The sequence below is a fragment of the Pseudomonas sp. S9 genome, from assembly GCF_000222125.1.
GTDB classification, from domain to species: Bacteria; Pseudomonadota; Gammaproteobacteria; order Pseudomonadales; family Pseudomonadaceae; genus Aquipseudomonas; species Aquipseudomonas segetis.
Genome location: NZ_AFFX01000003.1, coordinates 72,615 through 95,609, shown reverse-complemented (window position 1 = coordinate 95,609; position 22,995 = coordinate 72,615). Strand labels below are relative to the sequence as shown.

The window sequence follows — 22,995 nt, the reverse complement described above, 5'->3', positions numbered from 1 at the left end:
AATTAAGAGGATGGGGTTATGTCCAACGATTCTGCAAGCGTTGACGCCATGAATGACCAGCAACGATCAGCGCATATTCGCCAAGCAGTACTGGCCCACGGCGTGGAACTGCGCCAGCGCTTCCCAATTTTATTGCACCAAGACGCATTGGGCGCTGGCATCCTCGCTTTTGCCCTGCTGGGCATGATCGGCTCTGCAGCACTGTACATGGGCGGCTATATGTCGTGGTGGGCATGCCTGTTACTGAATGCTTTCTTTGCATCCTTGACCCATGAACTTGAACACGACCTGATTCACTCAATGTACTTTCGCAAGCAGCGCATCCCCCACAACCTGATGATGGCGCTGGTGTGGCTGGCACGGCCAAGCACGATAAACCCCTGGGTCAGACGCCACCTGCACCTGAATCATCATAAGGTGTCCGGTACCGAGCAGGACATCGAGGAACGCGCCATCACCAATGGCGAACCCTGGGGCATCGCACGCTTGTTGATGGTGGGTGATAACGTCATGTCCACCGTAATTCGCGCGGCTCGCGCACCCAGCGCCGAAATCCGCAGGAAAATACTCAAACGTTCTCTGCTGGTTTATGCGCCTCTGGCACTGCTGAACTGGGGTACCTGGTACCTGTTTCTAGGCTTCCACGCCATTGACCTGCTCAGCAGTAGCCTGGGTATGCCGATCGACTGGTCCGCCAGCACCCTGCAGTTCATCAACGGCGTCAATATCGCAGTAGTGGTATTGGTCGGCCCGAACGTACTGCGCACCTTCTGCCTGCATTTCGTCAGCTCCAACATGCATTATTACGGCGATGTCGAACCGGGCAATGTGATCCAGCAAACCCAGGTGCTCAACCCATGGTGGATGTGGCCGCTGCAAGCCTTCTGCTTCAACTTTGGCAGCAGCCACGCCATCCATCATTTCGCGGTCAAGGAGCCCTTCTATATTCGCCAACTGAGCGTCCCTTTCGCCCATAAGGTGATGCGTGAAGCAGGTGTACGTTTTAACGACTTTGGTACCTTCAGCCGTGCCAACCGCTGGCAACGCAAGGACCAAGCCCAGGAAGACCCAAGCGCACAAACGGCCTAGGTTGCCCAACCAAGACACAGCGGCTGATGCCGCTGTGTTGTTATTGCGCCTGTAACTCCAAGCTCGGCTCGGCAAAATAGCTTTCGGCCGACTCCCCGGTATTGTCGCTATCGACGGCAAAGACCACGCCGATGATCCGTTGCGGCGCAGCGCCAAAAGCGGCAATCGCATCCGCGCGCAGGTTGCGTTTCTCGCTCAGCCAGGTCGCCAAGGGTGCTTGGGGGCCGCGCAGTACGCTCATCTCGACTTGATCGGTATAGGCGCTACGCCCATGCGTGCCGGGAGCCGCCTTGTTATCCCATACATAAGCCAGTGTCGCGGCAGGCAGGTCCGGATCATAAAAAGTACGCGCCAAACGGATCTTTTGCCGGGTCAGGAAAGGTAGGTCATCCAGCGGATAATCCAGCAGCACATACACCCGCGCAGCATAATCATCCCCCTCACGGGGGGCGAATTGCGCCTTGCGCAAAGGCTTTTCCGTGCGCCCCTGCCAGCTCAATATCCAGGGTTTATCACCGGCAAGGTCCAGTGGGTGCAGCAAACCTCCCGCGGCGGCATCGGCCTTGATATGCAGGACCTTTCGACCCGCCTGAGTCTCCAGGGTGCGGATCGAGGGCTTGAGCTTGGGTATATCGGCCAAGCGCCAAGGTGCTGACCACTCACCCGCTGGCGGGCCGGATGTCCATGCCTGCAGCTGATTTCCGACCTGTGCCACGGCGGCCTGCGCCAAGGCACAGACCAGCACCAGCATGCCTGGCAGGCGTTTCAACCGCGCCTCCAGCCATGAAACTTCTCGACCCAGCGCAACAGGCCTTGCGGCGCATGGGCACGCTTCCACTCACCTGCCGCATACTTGTTGGCTTCAGCCATGGTTGGGTAACTGTGCGTGGTGCCCAGGATCTTGTTCAGCCCCAGGTTGTGCTTCATTGCCAACACATATTCAGCCAGCAACTCACCGGCATGCTCACCCACGATACTCACCCCGAGGATTCGGTCCTTGCCGGGCTCGGTAAGCACTTTGACAAAACCCAGGGCGGCTTCATCGGCAATCGCCCGGTCGAGATCATCAATCTCGTAGCGGGTGACTTCATAGGCAATATCCTGCGCCTGTGCTTCAGTCTCGGATAAACCCACCCGCGCGATTTCAGGAGACGTGAAGGTGCAATACGGAATCACCCGGTAATCCACCTTGAACCGCTTGAAGCCGCTAAACAGCGAGTTTACAGCCGCGTACCAAGCCTGATGCGCCGCAACGTGGGTGAACTGGTATGGCCCGGTTACATCACCCACCGCATAGATATTGGGGAAACGCGTCGCCAGGTATTCGTCGGTTTCCAGCGTACCGTTCGGGCGTACCGCTAGGTCGAGGTCTTCTGCACCGTAGCCGCTGACATTCGCCACGCGCCCCAGCGCCATCAACAGGCAATCAAAGGCGATGGTCACTTCCTCGCCGTTGTCCATACGGCGCGCAACCATACGCTGCTCACCATCGACCAATTCGAAACGTTCGGCCTTATGCAGCAAGCGCACATCGACACCATCGTTAAGCAGGCTATTGAGTACCTGCTCGCTGGCATCAGCATCTTCACGGGGCAACAAGCGGTCAGCCAGCTCGACCTGAATAACCTGGCTGCCCAGGCGCTGGAAGGCTTGGGCCAGCTCACAACCTATGGGGCCGCCGCCCAGCACCAGCATCCAACGCGGTTGTTGGCGTAGATCCCAGATGCTATCGGAGGTGTACACCTGAACCTGGTCAAGGCCCGGAATATTGGGCACCAAGGGCCGGGCACCGGCGGCGATAATCATGCTCCGTGCGCTTAACGCCTGGCCGTTGACCTCAACCGTCCAGGGCGAGGTGATTTTCGCCTCGCCGGTAATCACCTCGACGCCCAGGCCGGTGTAGCGTTCAACCGAGTCATGGGGCTCGATGTCACTGATAACCCGCTGCACACGCTCCATTACCGCAGGAAAATCAATCTCGGCACGTGCCGTGCGAAAGCCCAGGGCATCGGCTTTTTTCAGCTCGCCAGCAAACTTTGCCGAGCGCAGTAAGGCCTTGGAGGGGACGCAACCTGTGTTGAGACAATCGCCGCCCATTTTGTGCTTTTCAATCAAGCTGACCTTGGCTTTGACCGCCGCCGCAATATATGCGCTGACCAAGCCACCGGAACCCGCTCCGATGACAATCAGGTTGCGGTCAAAGTTGTCCGGGCGAATCCAGTTCTTGTAGATGCGTCGTGCCTGGATCAGGCCGAGCAGCTTGCGCGCGATAATCGGGAATATGCCCAGCAGTACAAATGCACCAATCAAGCCCGGCGACAGAATGCCACTGAGTGATTCCAGCTGGCCCAGCTCGCGACCAGCATTCACGTACACCAGGGTGCCCGGCAACATGCCCAGTTGGCTGACCCACCAGAAGGTACGCACCGGCAAACGGGTAAGCCCCATCGCCAGGTTGATCAGGAAGAACGGAAACAAAGGCACCAGGCGCAATGCGAACAGGTAGAACGCGCCTTCGCGCTCAACGCCCTGGTCAATGCTGGCCAAGCGCTTGCCGAAGCGCTTCTGTACCCAGTCACGCAACAAAAAGCGGCTGCTGAGCATGGCCAGGGTGGCGCCCATGGTCGAGGCAAATGAAACCAGCAGGAAACCTTCGCCAAGGCCAAACAGCGCTCCGCCGAGCAAGGTCATCAGCGCGGCGCCAGGCAGCGACAACGCAGTCACGGCCACATAGATGACAAAGAATATCCCGGCGGCCAGCAAGGGTTGCGCCGAGACCTGTGCATTCAAGGAGGCTTGCTGGGCCTTGAGCGCCTCCAGGTTGAGGTATTGGCCCAGGTCAAAAACAAAGAAGCTGGCAATTAGCGCCAGAATCACACCCATCAACAAAATTTTACGGCTGTTCATTAAGTAAGCGCCTCCATGGCGCATAGGCTCTGGCACAAGCTGAAGCCTTTCAGCAGAGCGCTGGACACCGCTGGCAGTGCCTGCCCCTGGATACGTGGACGATAGGACAGCGCAGCCGGACTGGAAGACGGCCACTGGCGGTCGAAGTCATTGAGAAATTGCGGGTGATCGTAGTTCAAGGCCAAGGCCTCGATAAACAAACCCTTGCGCTCGGCGCGATACAGCGCTGCCGCATGTGGCGTGGTCGCAATCCGCGTGATGACGCCATAGCGCCCGCCACTGAAGTTAGGCATGCCAGCGGCACCGTTGTTGATCAGGGTGCCATGCTCCAGGTTCAACGCAACCGCCGCGCAACTGTGGCTGGTGGCCAATACTTCGCACTGATTATGCTCAAGCCATTTGTCAAGCTCCAGCTGCCGCGCCGGCTCATCCAGCGCCTCACGCGAGCACTGCCAACCCGCCAGCGATTGCTCGTCGCCATGGCTGATTGCTATGCGCCGTCCGCCAACCGCGACCACAGCCGTTGCTGGCCGCGCGGCCAATTGCTCAGCCACGCCAGGCAGGCCTTGAACGGTTTGCTTGAGTCGTTGCTGCATGGCGTTCGAACGTTCGACCACCTGCTCATCAACCGTCATCGGGTAGGCGCAACCACAACCTGCACCGCTATCACTGGCTCGCCCGAGTTCGGTCTCCACATTGCCGCGCAGCAAGGTGTAGGCACTCAGGCCTTGCTCGACCTGCAAGAATACCTGCGGATCGCAATCGAACCAGTGCACATCGCCATTGAGCACGACACGAGCACCTGGCTCGGACTGGACCCTGCGCTGCAGCGCCGCCATGGCCTGACGATTACCGTACAAGCCACCGACCACATAAAGCGTGTCGCAGCCAAACAGTGGCTGCGCAGCGAACGCTTGCGCGGGCAAGCGGTAATCCAGGGGGCAGTCACGGCCCGCGCGCAGTGACATCAGGCTTCGCCGCGCGCTGGGTAGTTGTTGTTGATCACGTACTCGACCGCACCGAGCAGCTCGTCGAAGTGCGGCCGGGCAAACGGCATGCTGTTGACCGAAGACATGTACAAGGTACCGTCCGGGCGAACCAGGAACACGCCCGGCTCGGCGAAAATTTCCGGCTCCGGCGAACCAGGCTTGCCTTCGGAAACGAACAACCCCCAGCTACGCGCTGCCTCGATACTCAGGTCGTAACCCAAGGGCACATTGGCGATGGTCCAGGTGGCCTGGGTCTTCTGCGCGCGTTCATGGTTGTCGGTCGACAATGCAATCACCTCGACACCCAACGCTGCATAGCGTTCAACCAAGCCGTTGAGCTCTTGCAGTGACTTGCGGCACAGCGGGCAATGCATGCCGCGATAGAACACCAGCATGGTGAAGTTCTTCGGCGTGTTGGCATTCAAGGTCCATTGGCCTTCCGGCATCAGCTTGACGCTCAGTTCGGGCACAGTCTGGCGCGGGATCAATTGGCTCATGTTCAGCTCCTAGGTAGAGGCGGATGATGCGTTGGGCGCCGAGCACAGAAGCCCCGGCACTGCATAGCCCAGTGTGCAAAGAATAAGGCCGTAGAGGTTGGTGCCCAGCAACAATGCGTAGTTACCGTCGCCAATTGCCCAGCTTTGCGGTATCCAGCCGATGCTCAATTCAAGTCCCAACAGCAAGCCGCACCAGAAGCTCAGATGAAACCCAAGGCGAGTTGGCCTGACGATGCCGTGGAGAACAAATACCGGTGCCAGGCCAATCACCATGGTGCCGCTGATAGTCGTGGCTTTGAGAATGTCAGTGCCCGCCAGCATTGGCAGGTTACCGAGCAGGGCAAACACCACCATCACCGCCATGCCCACGCCAATTGCCTTCTGACCCAGGTCACGCCCGGCCAGATTGGGCAATTCACGGCCCGCCAACTTGGCCAGACTGGAAAAGGTTGAATCCAAAGTGGAACCGGCAGCCGAGAACATTACCACCGTCATGACCATCAAGGCTGCGACGCCCATGGATTTGGCAAGGTCAGCCGGCACGTTACCTGATGCGGCCAACCCCGTGAGCTGCGCATGGACCCCAATCAGGCTGAAGGCGAGAATTGCGAAAAACCCCAGTACGCCCGCAATCACAAAGGCACGACGCATGGTTTTCTCTTCGCTGATAAAGCCACGATCGGTCAACACCGGATCATGAAAGCCATAGCTGAACACCTGCAAGCCCGCGACCAGCAGTAGATCCACGCCACCACTGAAAGCCCAATGGCTGGTGCTGGTCAATTCGGCGGCTGAGTGCCGTGGCAATACCAGCCCGAGCACCCACACCAGGGCCACGACAAAGATTGCCGCTTGCGCCGCGTCGGTCAGGATCGAACTGCGCAAGCCACCGCGCAGGCTGTAGGCCAGTGTCACCGCAGTAAACAGCAAGGCGGCCGTGATAAACCCGGTGCTGCCCGAATCACCGTAATAACCGCCGACCACTGCAGTATTACTCCAGACCTCGTTAAACAGGCGAATCAGGATCGCCGCGGTAAAGGCCAATGCCGCGCCGCGCCCGTAATTTGAACTCAGAAAGCTGACCAGCCCGGTTGCCGCAAACTTGCGCCGCAACCGGTAGATCACAAAGCCGGTCAATGGGATCGCCAGCCAATAGGTGGCGTAGGCCAAGCCACCAATCAAGCCGTAGCTAACGCCAAGGTTGGCCGCATTGGTTACCGACTTGGCGAAGATCCAGCTAATGAAAATACTGGAGGTCAGCAGCCATGGCGCAGCGCTACGCCCCTGGTTGTCTTCACCATGGAAAAACCCACCGATGGTGACGGCGCGTGGCGACAACATCACCATCAACACCCCGTACAGCACCAGAAATCCCCAAAAAAACAGGCCAAGAGCACTGTTGGGTTGCATAGGCTACTTCCTCAGGAATTAAGCGCACCGCCGCAACTGGAACCTTGTCCAGCCGTGCAAGCGAAGCAATGGTCACGGGTAACTATGGGATTGCCAGCCAGTGTCGCATTGAGCAGATCACTCAAGTGCGGACGCTGGCGGCTGATTACGTGGCTTTGCAGCTCCAGGGGCAAGTCGAGCATCTGGTTGAAGTCGCAGTCGTACAGATAGCCTTGCCAGTCGACACTGATCAACGAACGGCACATCAAGCCCGCCACGTTCTCGGCACGGTAACTGTCACGCAGTAGCTGCATATAGCTATTGAACTGGCCCTTGCTCACCAGCGTGCTGCCAAAGCGCGCAATCGGCTGGTTGGTGATGGTCAGCAAGTGATTGAAGACGATGCCAAAGTCTTCCAGCAAGTGGCGCTTATAGTCAGTTTCCAGGGCTTGCTGGGGCGGTGGCAGACTGGCGCCTTGCGGGTTGTACACCAGGTTCAGGACCAGGCCGCTACCCTCTTTACCGTAGCCCAGCGCATTGAGTTTTTGCAGGCCGATGATGCTGGCATCGAAAACACCATCACCACGCTGCTTGTCCACATTGTCACGGGAATAACAGGGCAGTGATGCGCTGATTTCAACCTGGTGCTCGGCAAGAAACTGAGCCAGATCCTCATAACCGGGCTCGCTCAGGATAGTCAGGTTGCAACGATCAATGACCCGCAAGCCTTCGCGCCGTGCATGCATGACGATTTCACGGAAACGCGGGTGCATTTCAGGTGCACCACCGGTCAAATCAAGCGTATGCACAGGATGAGCATCAATCACCTGATGCAGCAGCGCAAGGCTTTCATCGGTCATTGATTCTTTACGCGTAGGCCCCGCGTTGACATGGCAATGCAGGCAACGTTGATTGCACACATAGGTTAGATTGACCTGCAAAGCCTCAAGCTCGCCGCGATTCAGCGCGGGAAATGCCAAGCGATCGAGCAGCGGTAACATCGCGTGCACAGTGGGCTCCTATGAAAAGTATGATTTATAGAGCTATTTGCCCAACCTTTGTTACAGCCAGCGCCCAGCAAAAACTTGCGGTATTGTTATACAAAGTTTGTACAAAGTCCGCGCTGGTTAATAAAGCTATCCTGGGAGCTTCGCATGACGCGTATTGCCTTGTTCTTTCTCGCCGGTTTTCTTGCAGTACCTTTCTTCCATCAACCCGTTCTGGGCATATTACACGGCATTGGCATCGTACCCTTTGCACCGTTCAATATGAGCGCCACTCTGCCGTTTGGGGTGCCGGCGTTGATCTCAGCCTCATTCTGGGGCGGGGTTTGGGCGATAGTGATGCTGAGTGTATTGCGTTGGGATGCACAAAAACCGCAGCCCTGGATTAAAGGCTTGCTGTTTGGCGGCATCGCTTTAACTCTAGTCGCCCTGCTGGTGGTTTTCCCGCTAAAGGGCATGGGCTTCGATATGGCCCAGTTGCCAGGCCGTTTCCTGATCGGTTTCCTGGTCAACGCGGCATGGGGTGTGGGTACGCTGGTGTTTGCGAAAACCTTTATCAGCCGTTGAACGGCAGGGTGTGACAACGCGAAACTTGCCCACCCGTTCGACCCGCAAGCGGAGCTTGAACCAATACAACTACAGACGGATAAAGCGTTGCCCTTCCTACAGGTGCAAAAAAGCCCGCTTCGGCATTTCGCCAAAGCGGGCTTTTTTGCACTATGGCTTACGCCAGCTCGTCAAAGCACTCAGCGATAATCGCCAGGCCCTTGTCCAGCAATGCATCTTCCGCAGTCAGCGGCACCAGCACGCGCAACACGTTTCCGTAAGTACCGCACGACAGCGGGATCAGACCCTTGTCGCGAGCCTTTGCCACCACTTGGCCAACCAGCGCTGCTGCTGGCTTGTGGTGATCGCCGCCTTCGAACAACTCAACGGCAATCATCGAGCCCAGCGCACGCACATCGCCGATGGAGTTGTGCTTGGCCTGGATGGCCTTGAGACCAGTCACCAGACGCTCGCCAACAGCCTTGCTGCGATCAAGCAGGTTTTCTTCTTCAAACACGTCCATGACAGCAAGAGCCGCCGCGCAAGCAATCGGGCTACCGGCATAAGTGCCGCCCAAACCGCCAGGAGCAATAGCGTCCATGTATTCAGCCTTGCCGCACACACCCGCCAACGGAAAACCGCCGGCGATCGACTTGGCGAACGTGGTCAGGTCAGGCACAACGCCCATCTGTTCCATGGCGAAGAAAGTACCGGTACGGCCAGCGCCAGTCTGGACTTCGTCGGCGATCAGCAGAATGCCGTGCTGGTCGCACAGGGCGCGCAGACGCTTCATGAAATCCTTCGGTGCAACGTAGAAACCACCTTCACCCTGGACAGGTTCGATGATGATTGCCGCGATGTCTTTCGGCTCGGCGTCGTTCTTGAAGATGCGCTCGATACTGGCGATTGCATCATCGGTGCTGACACCATGGAGCTCGCAAGGATACTGCGCACGGAATACACCACCCGGCATCAGGCCCATGCCTGCCGAATAAGGTACGACCTTGCCGGTCAGGCCCAGGGTCATCATTGTGCGACCGTGGTAACCGCCAGTGAAAGCAATAACGCCCGCACGACCGGTTGCGGCGCGCGCAATCTTCACCGCGTTCTCAACGGCTTCGGAACCGGTGGTAAACAGCAGGGTTTTCTTGTCGAAATCACCTGGCACCTTAGCATTGATCTTCTCGCACACCTCAACGTATGGCTCGTAAACCAATACCTGGAAGCAAGTGTGGGAAAGCTTGGTCAGTTGCTCTTGAACAGCCGCAACGATTTTGGGATGCAGATGGCCAGTGTTGAGCACCGCAATACCGCCCGCGAAGTCGATAAACTCACGGCCTTCAACATCGGTTACCGTCGCATTTTCCGCTTTTGCAGCGAAAATCGGATGGATCTGGCCAACGCCACGTGGAACAGCGGCGGTGCGGCGTTGCATCAATGATTCGTTAGTCTTGCTCATGTCTTCCTCATTCACCGCTCATCGTGCGGCGTGGTTCAAGGACTGCGCGACCGGTGACAAACGCAGCAGCATACGATGATCGACTGCCGCGTCCTCCCCAGTCACAGGGTTACTTAAAACTAAGGGCAATGGCCAAAAAACCGGGCTGGCTCTTGCCAGTTGGTTCCTCAGCCATCACCAGGCATTAAGGATTTATACGCTCAGGCACAGGTACTTGATTTCCAGATAGTCCTCAATACCGTACTTGGAACCTTCACGGCCCAGGCCAGAGGCCTTGATGCCACCAAACGGCGCAACTTCGTTCGAGATCAAGCCGGTGTTGACGCCGACCATGCCGTACTCCAGGGCCTCGGCCACACGGAACACACGGCTCATATCACGGGCATAGAAGTACGAAGCCAGGCCGAACTCGGTGTCATTGGACATGGCAATCACTTCAGCTTCATCTTTAAAGCGGAACAGTGGCGCCAACGGGCCAAATGTTTCCTCTTTGGCGACGGCAGCGTTAAGTGGCACGTCAACCAGAATGGTTGGCTCAAAGAAAGTACCGCCCTTGCTGTGGGGCTTGCCGCCAGTCAACACCTTGGCGCCTTTGCCGACGGCATCTTCGATGTGCTCTTGCACCTTGGCCACGGCTTTATCGTCAATCAACGGGCCAGTTGTGGTGCCTTCGCTCAAACCATCACCAATATTGAGCTTGGCAACGGCAGCCTTGAGCTTGTCGGCGAAGGCATCGTAGACGCTGTCCTGAACATACAAACGGTTGGCGCAGACACAGGTCTTGCCGTTGTTGCGGTACTTGGAAACAATCGCACCTTCGACTGCAGCGTCGAGATCAGCGTCATCAAATACGATAAACGGCGCGTTACCGCCCAGCTCCAGCGACACCTTCTTGATGTCCTTGGCGCACTCAGCCATCAGTTGACGACCAATTTCGGTCGAACCGGTGAACGACAACTTGCGCACGATTGGGTTGCTGGTCAGCTCGCCACCGATATCGCCAGCACTGCCGGTGACCACGCTCAGCACCCCTTTAGGGATACCCGCGCGCTCGGCCAACTCCACCAAGGCCAGGGCCGAGAATGGAGTCTGCGACGCAGGCTTGATCACCATTGTGCAGCCTGCCGCCAATGCTGGACCGGCTTTACGGGTGATCATCGCAGCAGGGAAGTTCCACGGGGTAATTGCCGCAGTCACGCCAATTGGCTGCTTGATCACAATCAGGCGCTTGTCAGGCTGATGGCCAGGAATCACATCGCCATATACACGCTTGGCTTCTTCTGCGAACCACTCGATAAACGAAGCTGCATAAGCAATCTCACCCTTGGCTTCCGCCAGCGGCTTGCCCTGCTCCAGCGTCATCAGGCGACCCAGGTCGTCCTGGTTTTCGATCAGCAGCTCAAACCAGCGGCGCAGCTTGTTTGCGCGTTCCTTGGCAGTCAGTGCACGCCAGGCCGGCAGCGCACGGTCAGCCGCTTCGATCGCACGACGCGTTTCTGCTGCGCCCATCTTTGGCACAGTACCCAAGGTCTCGCCGGTCGCGGGGTTGGTCACCTTGATAGTCTGGCCGCTGTCGGCGTCCAACCAGGCACCATCGATATAAGCCTGCTGACGAAATAGCTGAGTGTCTTGCAATTGCATGGCAGTCTCCTGAATACCGGCGCTAAAACCGGGAGGTTGTTATGGGAGCCTAGGCGTGTGCCCAATATGAAAATATGTCGGTCGAATGGCCGCGCGGATCAAGCATCAACCTGGCCTGTAAGGGTTTCGAGCAGCAGGGGGCTGTCGAGTTCCGATCAGTTTCAGGGCGTGTGTTTGAAATCTCAAACGAATCCTAGGGTCGTAAGGGGTAAAGGGCAATAGTCTGTTCGAAAAAATTAACGATTTAAGCCGTTATTTATTCTTTCGATAGACGAGTGACTGCCAGCCGTTCATATTTTGTGCAGAATCACGAACAAACCATGCCCATGGACGCCCGCGAACTAGATGCGTATCATTGCGCCCGCAACGCACCAGTAGCTCAGCTGGATAGAGTACTGCCCTCCGAAGGCAGGGGTCGTGGGTTCGAATCCCGCCTGGTGCGCCATATAAGACAAGGGCTTAGGTGAAAACCTAGGCCCTTTTGTTTTTCATGTGTCCCAAATGTGCCCATCCAAATTGGCGCTCGGAATGTCGGACTACCCCGCTCCGGTAGGCATCCCCGGCCTATGCTGGACTACCCCCTTCAAAAGCCGAAGAAAAACCTAGAATCGGGTCCGGCATTAGTTGACCACAAGACCTCAACAAACCCGATTCTCCATCAATTAGTTTTCGAGATCGACGCAAATCAATGGGTAGCAACCACTCAAATCAACAAATACGAATAGTTATTGTTTATTTTATCACTTGCATTTATTAAGCTGCCGAACACTTTGTGAAACAGCTACTTGGCGGATTTCAGGATTTTGGGGAGGGAGCAAGATGACGACAATCAGACGGGGCGCGGGACGGTTTCAACTTAAGTACTTGGCGGTAGTAATGACCGCCACTTTCCACGGCCCTTTATTTGCGAACGTTGATCCAGTGACGCTACCAGAACAGACCGTGACCGGTGAGTTGGATCGACCACAAGGCCCTGACTTCGGCTACAAGGCAGAGAAAAGCCTGACCGCCAGCAAAACCAGCACGCCACTTTCCGAGACGCCACGCTCAGTATCAGTAGTCACCCGACAGCGTATCGAAGATCAGAAGTCGCAGTCCTTAACGGATGTATTGGGTTATGTTCCGGGAATCTTTGCCCCGCCATTTGCCGCCGGTGATGGTTTGGCCGGTGACCTGTTCTTTATTCGTGGTTTCAATGCAACTGACTATGGTTATGGCCTGCTGCGCGATGGTCTGCGTGTACAGGGTAATCGCTATGACACCACCAGCGAACCTTACGGCTTGGAGCGGGTAGAAGTATTCCGCGGCCCAAGCTCAATTCTCTATGGTGAGAATGCACCCGGTGGTCTGGTCAATTTGGTGAGCAAACGCCCTACCGCCGCATCCCAAGGTGAAGTGCAACTGAATTATGGTACGAATAATCGTCGCCAGCTGAATTTTGATATATCTGGTCCGCTGGACGAAAGCGGTAATGTACTGGGCCGCATGGTTATGGTAGGGCGTAAATCCGATACCCAAACCAATCATGTACAGGACGATCGCATCTATATCGCCCCGTCCCTGACGCTGAACTTTAATGATTTCAACACCCTGACATTGCTTGCTACCTATCAAAAAGACCGGACTAATCTTGAGCTAGGCCTACCTGCTGCTGGAACGTTGCGCAACAACCCCAATGGCAAGCTGGACAAGGACACCTTCCTTGGTAACCCGGATTGGAACGATTTTGATCGTGAAGTCTGGACTGCCGGATACGAGTTCACTCACATCTTCAATGATGACTGGCAGTTCCGGCAGAACTCACGCTATATGCAGTCGCAAATCCAACGGAATGAAACCTGGCCGACCAACCTCAACGACGGTGGTTACGGCACAACGCTGGGCATGACGGCTTACGACCGCCACAACAAGTCCATCACCTACTCGCTGGACAATCAGTTGGAAGGAAAAATCAGTACAGGTGCCGTAAAGCACACCGTGCTGGTAGGAGCGAGTTTTGACCGCACTTCATTCAATCAGGATTGGGACGCCGGTTTCGGCCCAACGATCGATATTTACGATCCGATATGGACCAGCGAGCCAACCACTCCATTCACCATCCAGAACGCGCAACTCGACCAACAAATGAGTGGGATCTACAGCCAAGCGCAGAGTCAGTATGAAAACTGGATTTTCTTACTCGGCGGTCGCTACGAATCGGTGGACAGTCAGTACCGCAACAAATTTGCCCCCACCAGCCCAGTCAGCAACGCAGCCTCTGACCTGGACTACACCGACCACGACGTCACCTGGCAAACCGGTCTGATGTATCAGTTTGAGAATGGCTTGTCGCCTTATGTCAGCTACCCCACAGCGTTTGTACCGGTACAACAGACGTCCAGTGCTAGTGGCGTACTTGATCCGATTACCAGCGAGCAGTATGAAGTCGGCGTAAAGTATGAACCTAGAGGCTGGGATACAACATTCACCGCCGCTGTGTACGATCTCCGTAAAGAAAACGACGTCTACTTCGAAGCGGCCATCAACGATTACCGCCAAGTTGGCGAAAGCCGTTCAAAAGGGATCGAGTTGGAGGTAAACAGCGACATCAACGCCAACTTGAATATCACAGCGGCTTATACCTATACCGACGCACGCGTCACCAAAGACGCACCGGGCTCCTTGCTTGAAGACAAACAAATGACCGGAGTGCCTCGTAATCAGGCGTCGATCTGGGCTAACTACCGGTTCATCGATGGGGCCCTACGAGGCTTGCGATTGGGTGGCGGTGTACGCCATTACGATAGTACGTTTGCCTACACTCCAGACACTCTTTACGGCACCTTGGATAGCGGCGACGTGACGCTGGTTGATGCAGCCATCGGTTATAAGTTCGACAAAAACTGGTCAATTGATCTAAATGCCAAGAATCTGTTTGATCAGGAATATGTAGCCGGTTGCAACAATGCGGGCCGCTGTTATTGGGGCGATGAGCGGACTTTGCTCGGCAGTCTATCGCTAAGCTGGTAACGCCCTCTGATTCCTAGTGTCCGGTCCTGAAATTCAGGACTAGATACTGGAATCAAGCGATGCAGTCCTGACTGACTATTCAAGCATCCCGCCCCTAGTACTTTCATCACCGTTAGATTTCGCCTCTATGATTGGGTGATGTAGTGATCTAATGGAGCCGACATCTCATATTTAGTTTTTTGTGCCTAGGATGACCATCCTTAGATGCCGATATGAGTTATACACTGCAAACAGGAAAATCAGCTTAAAACCTTTCAGAACAGTACTTAGAGGCATTTTTAAAAGTTTGCCTCCAACCGAGTTTCCTGTTCCGAATCGGCCTCAGAAGAGAGCCTCGGCTTCGATCATTTCCAGCAACTTCTCTGCGTGCATACGGAGCGGCCCAAAGCTACGCACACAAGGAAGCCTCCTCTGCGTTGCTAAGCGATACGCAGTTGTGCGGCAGATATTCAGAATACCTGCTGCTTGCTCGATACTACTCAGGACCATCGACGAAAACTCCAAGGGTGTTTATGCAATCAGGGAGTGGACTACCCCCACTGCAATTGTGTTTGCCATGGGTTTAAGCGAGCCGATAGCGGGCTGCACCATCTTGCCTGTCAGAGCGCTCGGCTCCTGTCGTAGGATCAATCCCAGTACTTCATCACTGCACCCAGCCCGCACAATTGCACAGCCCGCCGCACCCCTTCACTTTCGCGCCAAATGCCCCTGCCAGCAGAATGCCAAGCCTGTTCTGCTTCCGCTTGCGATGGCGCAAAACCGGTCCCAAAAGCCTGCCAGCGCTGATGACAAAGTTGTTTCAAGACGTTATAAAGCCCCGCTACGCGCCCCAAGGAAGTGGCGCAACCGCATGTAACCTGGAGCTTTTATGGCCAATAACACCCTCTTTCACGCCAAGTGGAGTATCCGCAGGCTGTTGCTGTGCAACCTTATAGCCTTAGGGCTTCTTGGCGTCTGGGTCTGGCCGACCGGCCAGGCACTGTTCAACCAGTTTGATACCTGGTTTTTTCATCTTCTTAATCGTCCGCTTGAACACAATGTGGTGTGGCTTCATATCTGGACGGTCGCCAGCCTGCGGCCTTTCGATGTGTTGGTCGGCTTGATCCTGCTGGCGCTGCTGATCAAGGGAGACTGGGTGCTCAAGGCTGCGCAGGTGCGGGCAGCGATGTTTGGATTTGTTTCGATCCTGATCCTGTTATTGATTATCCGCACGCTGTTTTCCAAATGGCTTGACCATTCCGGCCTTCAGCATGACAGCCCCTCCATGGTGCTTGAAGGCGCAGTGCATTTGAGTGACATTTTTCCGACTCTGGAAAAAACCTGGGAACTCAAGGATCGCTCCAGCCAGAGCTTTCCGGGCGACCATGCTTCGGTGCTGCTCATTTGGGCAATGTTCTTGTCAGTGTTCAGCCGCACACTGCTGCAGCGTGTGTTGATCTGGGGACTGGCACTGCTGTTTATGCTGCCACGGTTGGTCGCAGGAGCTCACTGGGGCCAGGACGATTACATCGGCGGCCTGTTAATCGCATTTCTCGCCCTGGGCTGGGGCTATTACACGCCATTTGCAGCCATTGCCAGCAGCCTGTGGCTTAAAGCCACAGCGCCCATTTTCCGCTTGCTTGCGAAAATACCAGTCATCAACCGCATGAGCCTGGTGCGCGAGGCGTAACAGGCTTGTCCATATCCAGCCCAGGTCCGATCGAGTATTTCGTGTAGGGACTTACAACAAGCCCCGGCCATTGGCTGCAAAACCGCACTGATTTCCCTTTCGCAGACTAAAACGACTGCCTCGCCGCTGCGGGGTCTATGTACTGGAAATCCAAGGGGCTTTCCACCGAGTGAAGGGCCTAGTCCAGGCCTGTTCCTGGGTAAGTTGTTGTTACACCCCGCCCCTGTCCTCTGCCTATTACTTGCTAGTTCCTACCGATCATCCTCCACGGCCCAATGTGAGCAGTCACCACTATTGGCGACGAATGCTGCACGAAAGACACAGCTAACCTGAGCCCTCTTCAGGCTCTAAACCGGCAGCCTAGACGTCGTGTATGGGTAGTTTTTTGGCGAAAGGAGTACCCCGGCTCAAACCATGGGGTGGGTATTTTGAAAGTTGACTTGCATAAGCTGGCAACGAAAAAAAAAAAGGTAATCCATGACAAGCCATGAACAGATAACAGACGCACGACTTGTAGACATCGCGACCTTGAAGAAGGTAATCGCAGCCTCTGCAATCGGGAACTTTGTCGAGTGGTTCGACTTCGCGGTCTATGGATTTCTCGCTGTTACTATCGCCAGTCTCTTCTTTCCTGCCGGCAACGCAGCATTAGCATTACTGCAAACATTTGCTGTCTTTGCGGTGTCCTTTGCACTACGCCCGCTCGGTGGCATTTTCTTCGGAACCCTTGGCGACAAGATCGGCAGAAAGCGTGTTTTAGCAATTACAGTTCTTATGATGGCTGGCGCAACAGCGATGATAGGCCTATTACCCACCTATGCCGCCATAGGCATATATGCGCCAGTGTTTTTGGCACTCGCAAGGTGTGCGCAAGGCTTCTCCGCGGGTGGTGAGTATGCAGGTGCATGCGCCTATGTAATAGAACATGCGCCAGTGGAGCAAAAGGCCAGGTACGGGAGTTTTATTCCGGTCTCTACCTTCATTGCGTTCGCCTTGGCTGCAGCATTGGTTTATGGCCTTAATTTTTTTGTATCAGAAGCCGACATGAGCCAGTGGGGATGGCGTATCCCGTTCCTGATTGCAGCGCCACTAGGCCTAATTGGTTTATACATGCGCTTGCATCTAGATGAATCCCCAGCGTTTAAAGCATTAAAATCACAGCCTGTAGCAGAGCATTCACCATTAAAAGACACCTTTAAAAACCATTGGCAGAGCATTACTTGCCTAATGGCTTTTATTTCCGCTACCGCGCTTTCTTTCTATATGTTCACAACCTACTTAAGCACTTACATGCAAGTTGTGGGGGGCGCTAGTCGATCCACCGCATTGCTCGCGGTATTTTCTGCCCTCATCTTTGCTGCTTGCCTGTGCCCGTTTGTTGGTCGGTACTCGGATTATGTCGGGCGCAGAAAAACGATCATGACCGCCTGTGTTTGCCTTATCGGCTCGGTGTATCCGGCGTTTGCAATGGCGGCTTCTGGGCAGTTGGTTTACTTGATCCTAGGGGGTTCGCTGCTTGCAATCGGGGCAGTGATATGCGGCGTGGTCACAGCGGTTCTCTTATCCGAGCAATTTCCAACCCAAGTCAGATATACCGCATCAGCCTTCACATACAACATGGCCTACACGGTGTTCGGTGGAACGGCGCCCCTGGTTGCCACATGGCTGATTGCAGAGACGGGCAACCAAATGGCGCCTGCCTATTATTTAATCGTTATTGCTCTGCTCGCCCTTATCGGTGGCCTCGCGCTGCCTGAGACCTCAAAAAAACCACTCAATTAATGGTCCAGTACAGGTTGCGCATCTGTGTATGCCTCTCACTGGGACTTAAGCCCTGAACCCTGGCGTTAGCTACCCATGCACCGCTGCAGGACGACATTGCCCCTGTCGACCCGGGAAGGTTTCGAGCAAGGGGAACAAGCCCGTTGATAAAGCGCAGATTCCAAGACAGGCTCTTTGCGGCGTGACGGATCTCCGCGCGCATCTGATCACAAGCCAAGCCCGACTCACCTAGGCAAAAACACCACACCAGGGTTTATTACCGAAACTCGACAAACCAACATTTGTCGAGCACCTGGCTTTTTCTGTGCAGCGAAAAATATCCGTTACAAAGCGGAAAAGTGGGGATAAGGTGCCTGTCAGTGACAAATAGCATTAGCTGTTGAGGGCGAGCGTAGGTGGGCGTGCGCCTTTACGCCAGGGCGACTCAAACCTACCGACTGCAGAAGTGATTGCACTGCTATTTTCGTAGGCAGTACAGATCAATATGATTATCCGCACCATCAATACCGCTCCGACCAAGCTGTACCGCAATTATTGAGTAGCAAAATAATGAGATCGTCGTTCGAGAGCGTCCTGAAAGATAAAAACCGTTTGCACCTCAACGGCTTGATCGATGACGCTCGGGAGAAGGCGGTACAACGCGTTGCATTTTTGTTGCTCGATCATTTCTCGATGATGGCGTTTACCGGTGCGGTGGATGCGCTCGTCACGGCTAACCTGATGAGTACGGCTCCACTTTATGAAATATTGGTGGTCGGGAGTAAAGACCTGGTCGTCAGCGACCTTGGTATCTCGATCTCAGTAGATTGCAGCTTAGGTGACCTGGATGAACGTCAACAAAGCCTCATCCTGGTCTGCGGTGGATTTCGTGTTGCATTACAGACACAACAGGGTATCAGGACCAAGTTACGCTCAGCCGATTCTGCCGGGGTAACGCTTGGCGGCCTTTGGAATGGGTCGTATTTTATTGCTGAGGCAGGCCTCCTGGATGGATACGACTGCGCCTTTCATCCTGACGGCCGGGCCATGATGGCTGAGCTTTTCCCTAAAGTTCAGCTTTCAAAACACTCATTTGTGTTGGATCGCAACAGGATAGGCTGCGCAGGCGCTAACAGCTCATTGGACATGATCCTCGAATTCGTCAAGCTTGAGCATGGCGACAGCTTAGTCCATGCAATAGAGGAAGTACTCAGCTGCGATAAGACCAAAGAAACCCTGGATATTTCGGCACTGACGCTAGACAACAACCTGACCTTGCCACAACCGCTCAAACTGGCTCTGGAGTTGATGCACAATAATATTGAAGAGCCCCTGACGATTGATGAAATCGTCGCTCATGTGAGTATGTCCAGACGTCAACTTGAGCGCCTGTTCTGTCGCCATGTCAATGTTACGCCACCCCGCTATTACCTTGAGCTGCGCTTAACCCATGCTCGCCAGTTGCTCCAGCAAACCAACAGGTCGCTCGCTGATATCGCAGTGGCAAGCGGGTTTATCAGCATTTCTCATTTCCGCCGATGCTTCCGCGAGTTTTTCGATATTTCCCCAGGACGTTTTCGCACGGGTGTGCACAAGACACGGGGCACATAGGCGGGACGTGCCTAATGCGCGATCAGCATCCATGACCCCATGCCGACCATCATCAGGTTCTCGGTCAGGGATATAAACCCCAGCGGGACATTGCTGTCACCACCGACACAGGCACACTTGAGCTCGCGCTTTTCAAAAAAACCCGCCTTGAACACGGAATAGGCGCCGATAGTGCCGATAAAGAGTGCCAAGGGAGCAGACAGCCAAACCAGCGAGCCGCTGATCATCAGCACACCTGCAATCAGCTCTGCAAAGGGATACGCATAGGCATACCGAACCACCCGCTGCGCCAGCAAGTCATAGCCCAGAAACATGGTGGTAAAGCTCTCAAGGTCGCGTAGCTTGAGTGAAGCCAGCATGCACATGCTGAATGCCACGAACCACTCCACAGCCTGGAGCTTGAACAGGCTAGCAAAGGCCAGCCAGCTGGCGGCCAAAGCCATGAGCGCAGCCGTGACGAATACGGCGATAACTGGTTGGTAAGTCACCTCGTCCGGATCGCTAACCGGTTTGCCCAGCTGTCTTCTCAAGGCATCGAAACCGCCAATACGCTCACCGTTGATAAAGATCTGCGGGGTGGTCTCGACCCCGTGTTTATCCATAAATGCATCGGTTGCTTGCCGCGTACGAAGCCAGTTGTCTTCGACTTCGAATCCTTCTCTATTGAGTAGGTCAAGGGCTTTTAGCCCGAACGGACACAGGTGCTCATCCATGACCATTCGATAAATGATTGCCTGTTTGTGGGGGTTACTCATGCCTGAATCTCCTTGCGCCTTGAAGCTTTCGCATGCATCGCGGCCTGATGGATGAGGCAAACACCTGGGCCAGCATGATGCTAAAAAGCCAGTGGGTGTATGAGATTCTGAGAATGGCCGCAGGCTAAAGTTCAGTGGTTAGTCGATTGCAGGGCCTGGCAATCGCCCAGCAACCACGGATGCTCTACAGCGTGGTTGACTGGCCGTTGCGATCCAGTTCAAACACCTTGCTCTGCATCAAACGCTGTTTAAGCCAGCGCTCGGCCTTGCCTCGGCGTAGCTGGCGCGGCCATACCAGATCGACACCTACCAACCAGTCGGTGTGCGGGTATGCAGCCAGTTGTAACTCGACCAATTCACCATTGTTCAATTCACGCAGGATAAGCTGGCGCGGCAAGGTGGCCCACCCTAATCCGGCGCGCACCATTTCCATCACCGCCATGTAGCTTTCGGCCTGCCACATTTGCGTGGAACGCAGGTATTCCGTACTTGGTAGTTTGTCGGCGTGGGCACTGAATGCCAGCCGACGATGGGCATGCAACTCGGCAAAGCTGACTTGCTTGTGCCGGGCCAGCGGGTGATTCCTATGAGTGACATGCACCATGATCAATTTGCCCAGCTGCATAAACTCAAGATCACGGGGATAGTCAGGTTGCGAAAATGCCACGCCAAGGGCGGCATCACCCTTGAGCAATATCTGGCGGACATCGCCATCCACAGGATGACGGACAATCAGGTCGACCGAAGGAAACTGTTGCTCGAACTCAACAAGAACCGGCATCACCGTGGTGTAAGGCACTTCAATGGCCAGCGTCAGGCAGGGTTCCACATCCTCGGCCAGGCCGTCGGCGTGGCTTTCCAGCGCCAGGCAACGCTCGATCACGGCCTCAGCTTGCAACAGCATTTTCTGGCCAGCGGGAGTCAAGGTCGGAATTCGACTTGAACGATCAAACAAGGCGACGCCCAGATCGGTTTCCAGATTGGCTATTGCAGCACTCACGGTTGACTGGGTACGCCCCATTTTACGCGCAGCCGCAGAGAATGAACCCGCTTGCACGACGAGACTGAAAACCTGTAGCTGATCCAGTGAAAAACGCATGGCATCGTCCAACTAACCCATCGGTAATAACGATGGTTATTCATTTGTTCCATCGAGATCAAGCGGGGAAGATCAACTTCGCCAGCACAGAGTCACTAATTGGTCGAAGAACCGATAGCGTGCCCGGCCCTTATAAAAATAAAGCTGCCCTCTTCAGGAGACACGCTAATGAAAGCCACACGAGTCCATCCGGTCGATGAGGTTCTGCCCATCCGCCAATTGTTCACCTTTGGTTTGCAGCATGTCCTGGTGATGTATGCCGGGGCTGTGGCCGTTCCACTGATTTTGGGTAGCGCATTGGGGCTGACCTCGGCCCAAGTAATATTGCTGATCAACGCCAACTTGCTGACCTCAGGCGTGGCGACCCTGATCCAGACAATCGGCTTCTGGAAATTTGGCGCCCGCCTGCCGCTGATCCAAGGCTGCTCATTTATTGCGCTGGCCCCTATGATCATGATTGGCAAGGAGTTCGGCCTCAGCCAGATATTCGGCGCAGTTATCGCGGCTGGGGCGATCACCATTTTTCTTGCTCCAATCTTCAGCCGCCTGCTGCGTTTATTCCCGCCGGTGGTGATTGGCAGCCTGATTACCATCATTGGCATCTCGCTGATGCCGGCCGCCGCCATCTGGCTGGGCGGTGGCAACCCTGCTGCCGAGGACTTTGGCGCGCCTGCCAACCTGTTGCTTGGCTTGGTGACGGTCGCCATTACCCTGGTTGTGTACGCCAAGTTTTCCGGGTTCGTCGGCAACCTGAGCGTGTTGATCGGCCTGATTCTGGGCAGCCTGGTTGCAGCGGCTTTCGGTATGACCAACTTTAACCGCGTGGGCGAGGCGGCCTGGTTCGAGCTGAGTCCACCCATGGCTTTCGGCGCGCCAGAATTCTCGCTGATGCCGATTCTGATCATGACCTTGGCAATGCTGGTGATCATGGCTGAAACCACCGGCAACTGCCTGGCCATCGGCAAGCTGACCGGCAAACCGACCACTCAGCGGACCTTGGCCAACGCCTTTCGCGCCGACGGCCTATCAACCATGCTTGGCGGCCTGTTCAATAGTTTTCCCTACAACGCCTTTACCCAAAATACCGGTTTGATCGCCCTGTCCAACGTCAAGAGTCGCTTCGTGGTCGCGGCGGCGGGCGCAATCATGGTGCTCATGGGCCTGTTCCCCAAGCTCGGCGCACTGATCGCCGCAGTACCGACTCCAGTGCTGGGCGGCTGTGCCATCGTGATGTTCGGCATGACCACGGTAGCCGGCATCCAGGAGCTTTCGCGGGTCAAGTTCGAGGGCACGCGCAACGCAATTATCGTGGCGGTATCCGTGAGTGTTGGCGTGCTGCCGATGTCATTCCCAGCCTTGTTCGAACATGCCGGTGGCACCCTGAAACTGATTTTGGAAAGCGGCATTTTCCTGGGTGCAATCACCGCGATTGTTCTCAATCTATTGCTCAACGGCAATCCGCACAGTGAGCACGAAGCAGTACTCGATCCCCAACCCGAGCCAAGCAAGTAAGCCCAGCTTCCTCTTGCACCTGGCCAAGAGGAAGCCCCAACCATCACGACAGGAATCG

The 22,995-nt window shown here is 55.4% G+C and carries 18 protein-coding genes and 1 tRNA gene; 8 read left to right on the top strand and 11 right to left on the bottom strand.

The features are described 5' to 3' along the window. Positions 1-18 precede the first annotated feature (18 nt). Positions 19-1,089 carry a fatty acid desaturase gene (locus tag PSES9_RS0107130; RefSeq protein WP_010485485.1) on the top strand — a complete coding sequence of 357 codons (1,071 nt, stop codon included), beginning with the start codon at positions 19-21 and terminating at the stop codon, positions 1,087-1,089. 40 nt (positions 1,090-1,129) lie between these two features. Here the strand turns inward: PSES9_RS0107130 and PSES9_RS23055 are convergent, their stop codons facing one another. The 6 genes from PSES9_RS23055 to arsS are packed head-to-tail and all read right to left on the bottom strand — an operon-like array spanning position 1,130 to position 7,872. After that, a complete protein-coding gene (locus PSES9_RS23055; protein WP_010485483.1) occupies positions 1,130-1,858 on the bottom strand; it encodes a DUF3047 domain-containing protein in 729 nt (242 codons plus the stop codon). Beyond that, complete coding sequence (locus PSES9_RS0107120; protein WP_010485482.1) at positions 1,855-3,996, bottom strand: FAD-dependent oxidoreductase; 2,142 nt, start codon at positions 3,994-3,996, stop codon at positions 1,855-1,857. Before PSES9_RS0107120 ends, PSES9_RS23055 begins: the two co-directional genes overlap by 4 nt. Beyond that, on the bottom strand, positions 3,996-4,964 hold the full coding sequence (locus tag PSES9_RS0107115) for a hypothetical protein (RefSeq protein ID WP_010485480.1): 969 nt from the start codon (positions 4,962-4,964) through the stop codon (positions 3,996-3,998). The genes PSES9_RS0107120 and PSES9_RS0107115 overlap by 1 nt, the downstream gene beginning before the upstream one ends. Next, complete coding sequence (locus PSES9_RS0107110) at positions 4,964-5,482, bottom strand: peroxiredoxin-like family protein (RefSeq protein ID WP_010485478.1); 519 nt, start codon at positions 5,480-5,482, stop codon at positions 4,964-4,966. Before PSES9_RS0107110 ends, PSES9_RS0107115 begins: the two co-directional genes overlap by 1 nt. A 9-nt stretch (positions 5,483-5,491) precedes the next feature. Further along, positions 5,492-6,892: a sodium:solute symporter gene (locus PSES9_RS0107105; protein WP_010485476.1), complete on the bottom strand. Its 1,401-nt coding sequence runs from the start codon at positions 6,890-6,892 to the stop codon at positions 5,492-5,494. 11 nt (positions 6,893-6,903) lie between these two features. Beyond that, entirely contained in the window at positions 6,904-7,872 is a 969-nt protein-coding gene (gene arsS, locus PSES9_RS0107100) for an arsenosugar biosynthesis radical SAM (seleno)protein ArsS (RefSeq protein ID WP_010485474.1), read from the bottom strand. Positions 7,873-8,025: 153 nt separating this feature from the next. On the opposite strand from arsS, the gene PSES9_RS0107095 reads away from it, so the two are divergent. After that, complete coding sequence (locus tag PSES9_RS0107095) at positions 8,026-8,442, top strand: hypothetical protein (RefSeq protein WP_010485473.1); 417 nt, start codon at positions 8,026-8,028, stop codon at positions 8,440-8,442. A 157-nt stretch (positions 8,443-8,599) separates the two neighbouring features. On the opposite strand, the gene gabT is transcribed toward PSES9_RS0107095, so the two are convergent. Together gabT and gabD are read right to left on the bottom strand one after the other, a co-directional pair. Continuing rightward, positions 8,600-9,880 carry a 4-aminobutyrate--2-oxoglutarate transaminase gene (gene gabT, locus PSES9_RS0107090; RefSeq protein WP_010485471.1) on the bottom strand — a complete coding sequence of 427 codons (1,281 nt, stop codon included), beginning with the start codon at positions 9,878-9,880 and terminating at the stop codon, positions 8,600-8,602. 192 nt (positions 9,881-10,072) lie between these two features. Then, complete coding sequence (gene gabD, locus PSES9_RS0107085) at positions 10,073-11,521, bottom strand: NADP-dependent succinate-semialdehyde dehydrogenase (RefSeq protein ID WP_010485469.1); 1,449 nt, start codon at positions 11,519-11,521, stop codon at positions 10,073-10,075. Between the two features lie 368 nt (positions 11,522-11,889). Between gabD and PSES9_RS0107080 the strand changes: the two genes are divergently transcribed. Continuing rightward, positions 11,890-11,966, top strand: a tRNA-Arg gene (locus PSES9_RS0107080). Between the two features lie 431 nt (positions 11,967-12,397). Then, on the top strand, positions 12,398-14,530 hold the full coding sequence (locus PSES9_RS0107075) for a TonB-dependent siderophore receptor (protein WP_010485467.1): 2,133 nt from the start codon (positions 12,398-12,400) through the stop codon (positions 14,528-14,530). 321 nt (positions 14,531-14,851) lie between these two features. Here the strand turns inward: PSES9_RS0107075 and PSES9_RS25655 are convergent, their stop codons facing one another. Continuing rightward, positions 14,852-15,019: a helix-turn-helix domain-containing protein gene (locus tag PSES9_RS25655; RefSeq protein ID WP_010485464.1), complete on the bottom strand. Its 168-nt coding sequence runs from the start codon at positions 15,017-15,019 to the stop codon at positions 14,852-14,854. Between the two features lie 379 nt (positions 15,020-15,398). Here PSES9_RS25655 and PSES9_RS0107065 point away from each other — a divergent pair, with 379 nt between their 5' ends. The 3 genes from PSES9_RS0107065 (at position 15,399) to PSES9_RS0107055 (ending at position 19,571) form a co-directional block, all read left to right on the top strand. Next, positions 15,399-16,199 carry a phosphatase PAP2 family protein gene (locus PSES9_RS0107065; protein WP_010485463.1) on the top strand — a complete coding sequence of 267 codons (801 nt, stop codon included), beginning with the start codon at positions 15,399-15,401 and terminating at the stop codon, positions 16,197-16,199. Positions 16,200-16,676: 477 nt separating this feature from the next. Then, entirely contained in the window at positions 16,677-17,981 is a 1,305-nt protein-coding gene (locus PSES9_RS0107060) for an MFS transporter (protein ID WP_010485460.1), read from the top strand. Positions 17,982-18,530: 549 nt separating this feature from the next. Beyond that, complete coding sequence (locus tag PSES9_RS0107055; protein ID WP_010485458.1) at positions 18,531-19,571, top strand: GlxA family transcriptional regulator; 1,041 nt, start codon at positions 18,531-18,533, stop codon at positions 19,569-19,571. 11 nt (positions 19,572-19,582) lie between these two features. Here PSES9_RS0107055 and PSES9_RS0107050 read toward each other — a convergent pair whose 3' ends face one another. Together PSES9_RS0107050 and PSES9_RS0107040 are read right to left on the bottom strand one after the other, a co-directional pair. Then, complete coding sequence (locus PSES9_RS0107050) at positions 19,583-20,326, bottom strand: glutaredoxin family protein (RefSeq protein WP_010485456.1); 744 nt, start codon at positions 20,324-20,326, stop codon at positions 19,583-19,585. A gap of 184 nt (positions 20,327-20,510) precedes the next feature. Then, the gene (locus PSES9_RS0107040; protein WP_010485453.1) at positions 20,511-21,425 is read right to left on the bottom strand and encodes a LysR family transcriptional regulator; all 915 of its coding nucleotides are present in this window, start codon (positions 21,423-21,425) and stop codon (positions 20,511-20,513) included. Positions 21,426-21,593: 168 nt separating this feature from the next. Here PSES9_RS0107040 and PSES9_RS0107035 point away from each other — a divergent pair, with 168 nt between their 5' ends. Then, a complete protein-coding gene (locus PSES9_RS0107035; protein ID WP_010485451.1) occupies positions 21,594-22,937 on the top strand; it encodes a nucleobase:cation symporter-2 family protein in 1,344 nt (447 codons plus the stop codon). The last annotated feature ends 58 nt before the right edge of the window (positions 22,938-22,995 follow it).

Coding starts and splice junctions, on each gene's coding strand:
- PSES9_RS0107130 (WP_010485485.1), top strand. CDS start 19: ATGTCCAACGATTCTGCAAGCGTTGACGCCATGAATGACCAGCAACGA.
- PSES9_RS0107120 (WP_010485482.1), bottom strand. CDS start 3,996: ATGAACAGCCGTAAAATTTTGTTGATGGGTGTGATTCTGGCGCTAATT.
- PSES9_RS0107115 (WP_010485480.1), bottom strand. CDS start 4,964: ATGTCACTGCGCGCGGGCCGTGACTGCCCCCTGGATTACCGCTTGCCC.
- PSES9_RS0107110 (WP_010485478.1), bottom strand. CDS start 5,482: ATGAGCCAATTGATCCCGCGCCAGACTGTGCCCGAACTGAGCGTCAAG.
- PSES9_RS0107105 (WP_010485476.1), bottom strand. CDS start 6,892: ATGCAACCCAACAGTGCTCTTGGCCTGTTTTTTTGGGGATTTCTGGTG.
- arsS (WP_010485474.1), bottom strand. CDS start 7,872: ATGTTACCGCTGCTCGATCGCTTGGCATTTCCCGCGCTGAATCGCGGC.
- PSES9_RS0107095 (WP_010485473.1), top strand. CDS start 8,026: ATGACGCGTATTGCCTTGTTCTTTCTCGCCGGTTTTCTTGCAGTACCT.
- gabT (WP_010485471.1), bottom strand. CDS start 9,880: ATGAGCAAGACTAACGAATCATTGATGCAACGCCGCACCGCCGCTGTT.
- gabD (WP_010485469.1), bottom strand. CDS start 11,521: ATGCAATTGCAAGACACTCAGCTATTTCGTCAGCAGGCTTATATCGAT.
- PSES9_RS0107075 (WP_010485467.1), top strand. CDS start 12,398: ATGACCGCCACTTTCCACGGCCCTTTATTTGCGAACGTTGATCCAGTG.
- PSES9_RS25655 (WP_010485464.1), bottom strand. CDS start 15,019: ATGGTCCTGAGTAGTATCGAGCAAGCAGCAGGTATTCTGAATATCTGC.
- PSES9_RS0107065 (WP_010485463.1), top strand. CDS start 15,399: ATGGCCAATAACACCCTCTTTCACGCCAAGTGGAGTATCCGCAGGCTG.
- PSES9_RS0107060 (WP_010485460.1), top strand. CDS start 16,677: ATGACAAGCCATGAACAGATAACAGACGCACGACTTGTAGACATCGCG.
- PSES9_RS0107055 (WP_010485458.1), top strand. CDS start 18,531: ATGAGATCGTCGTTCGAGAGCGTCCTGAAAGATAAAAACCGTTTGCAC.
- PSES9_RS0107050 (WP_010485456.1), bottom strand. CDS start 20,326: ATGAGTAACCCCCACAAACAGGCAATCATTTATCGAATGGTCATGGAT.
- PSES9_RS0107040 (WP_010485453.1), bottom strand. CDS start 21,425: ATGCGTTTTTCACTGGATCAGCTACAGGTTTTCAGTCTCGTCGTGCAA.
- PSES9_RS0107035 (WP_010485451.1), top strand. CDS start 21,594: ATGAAAGCCACACGAGTCCATCCGGTCGATGAGGTTCTGCCCATCCGC.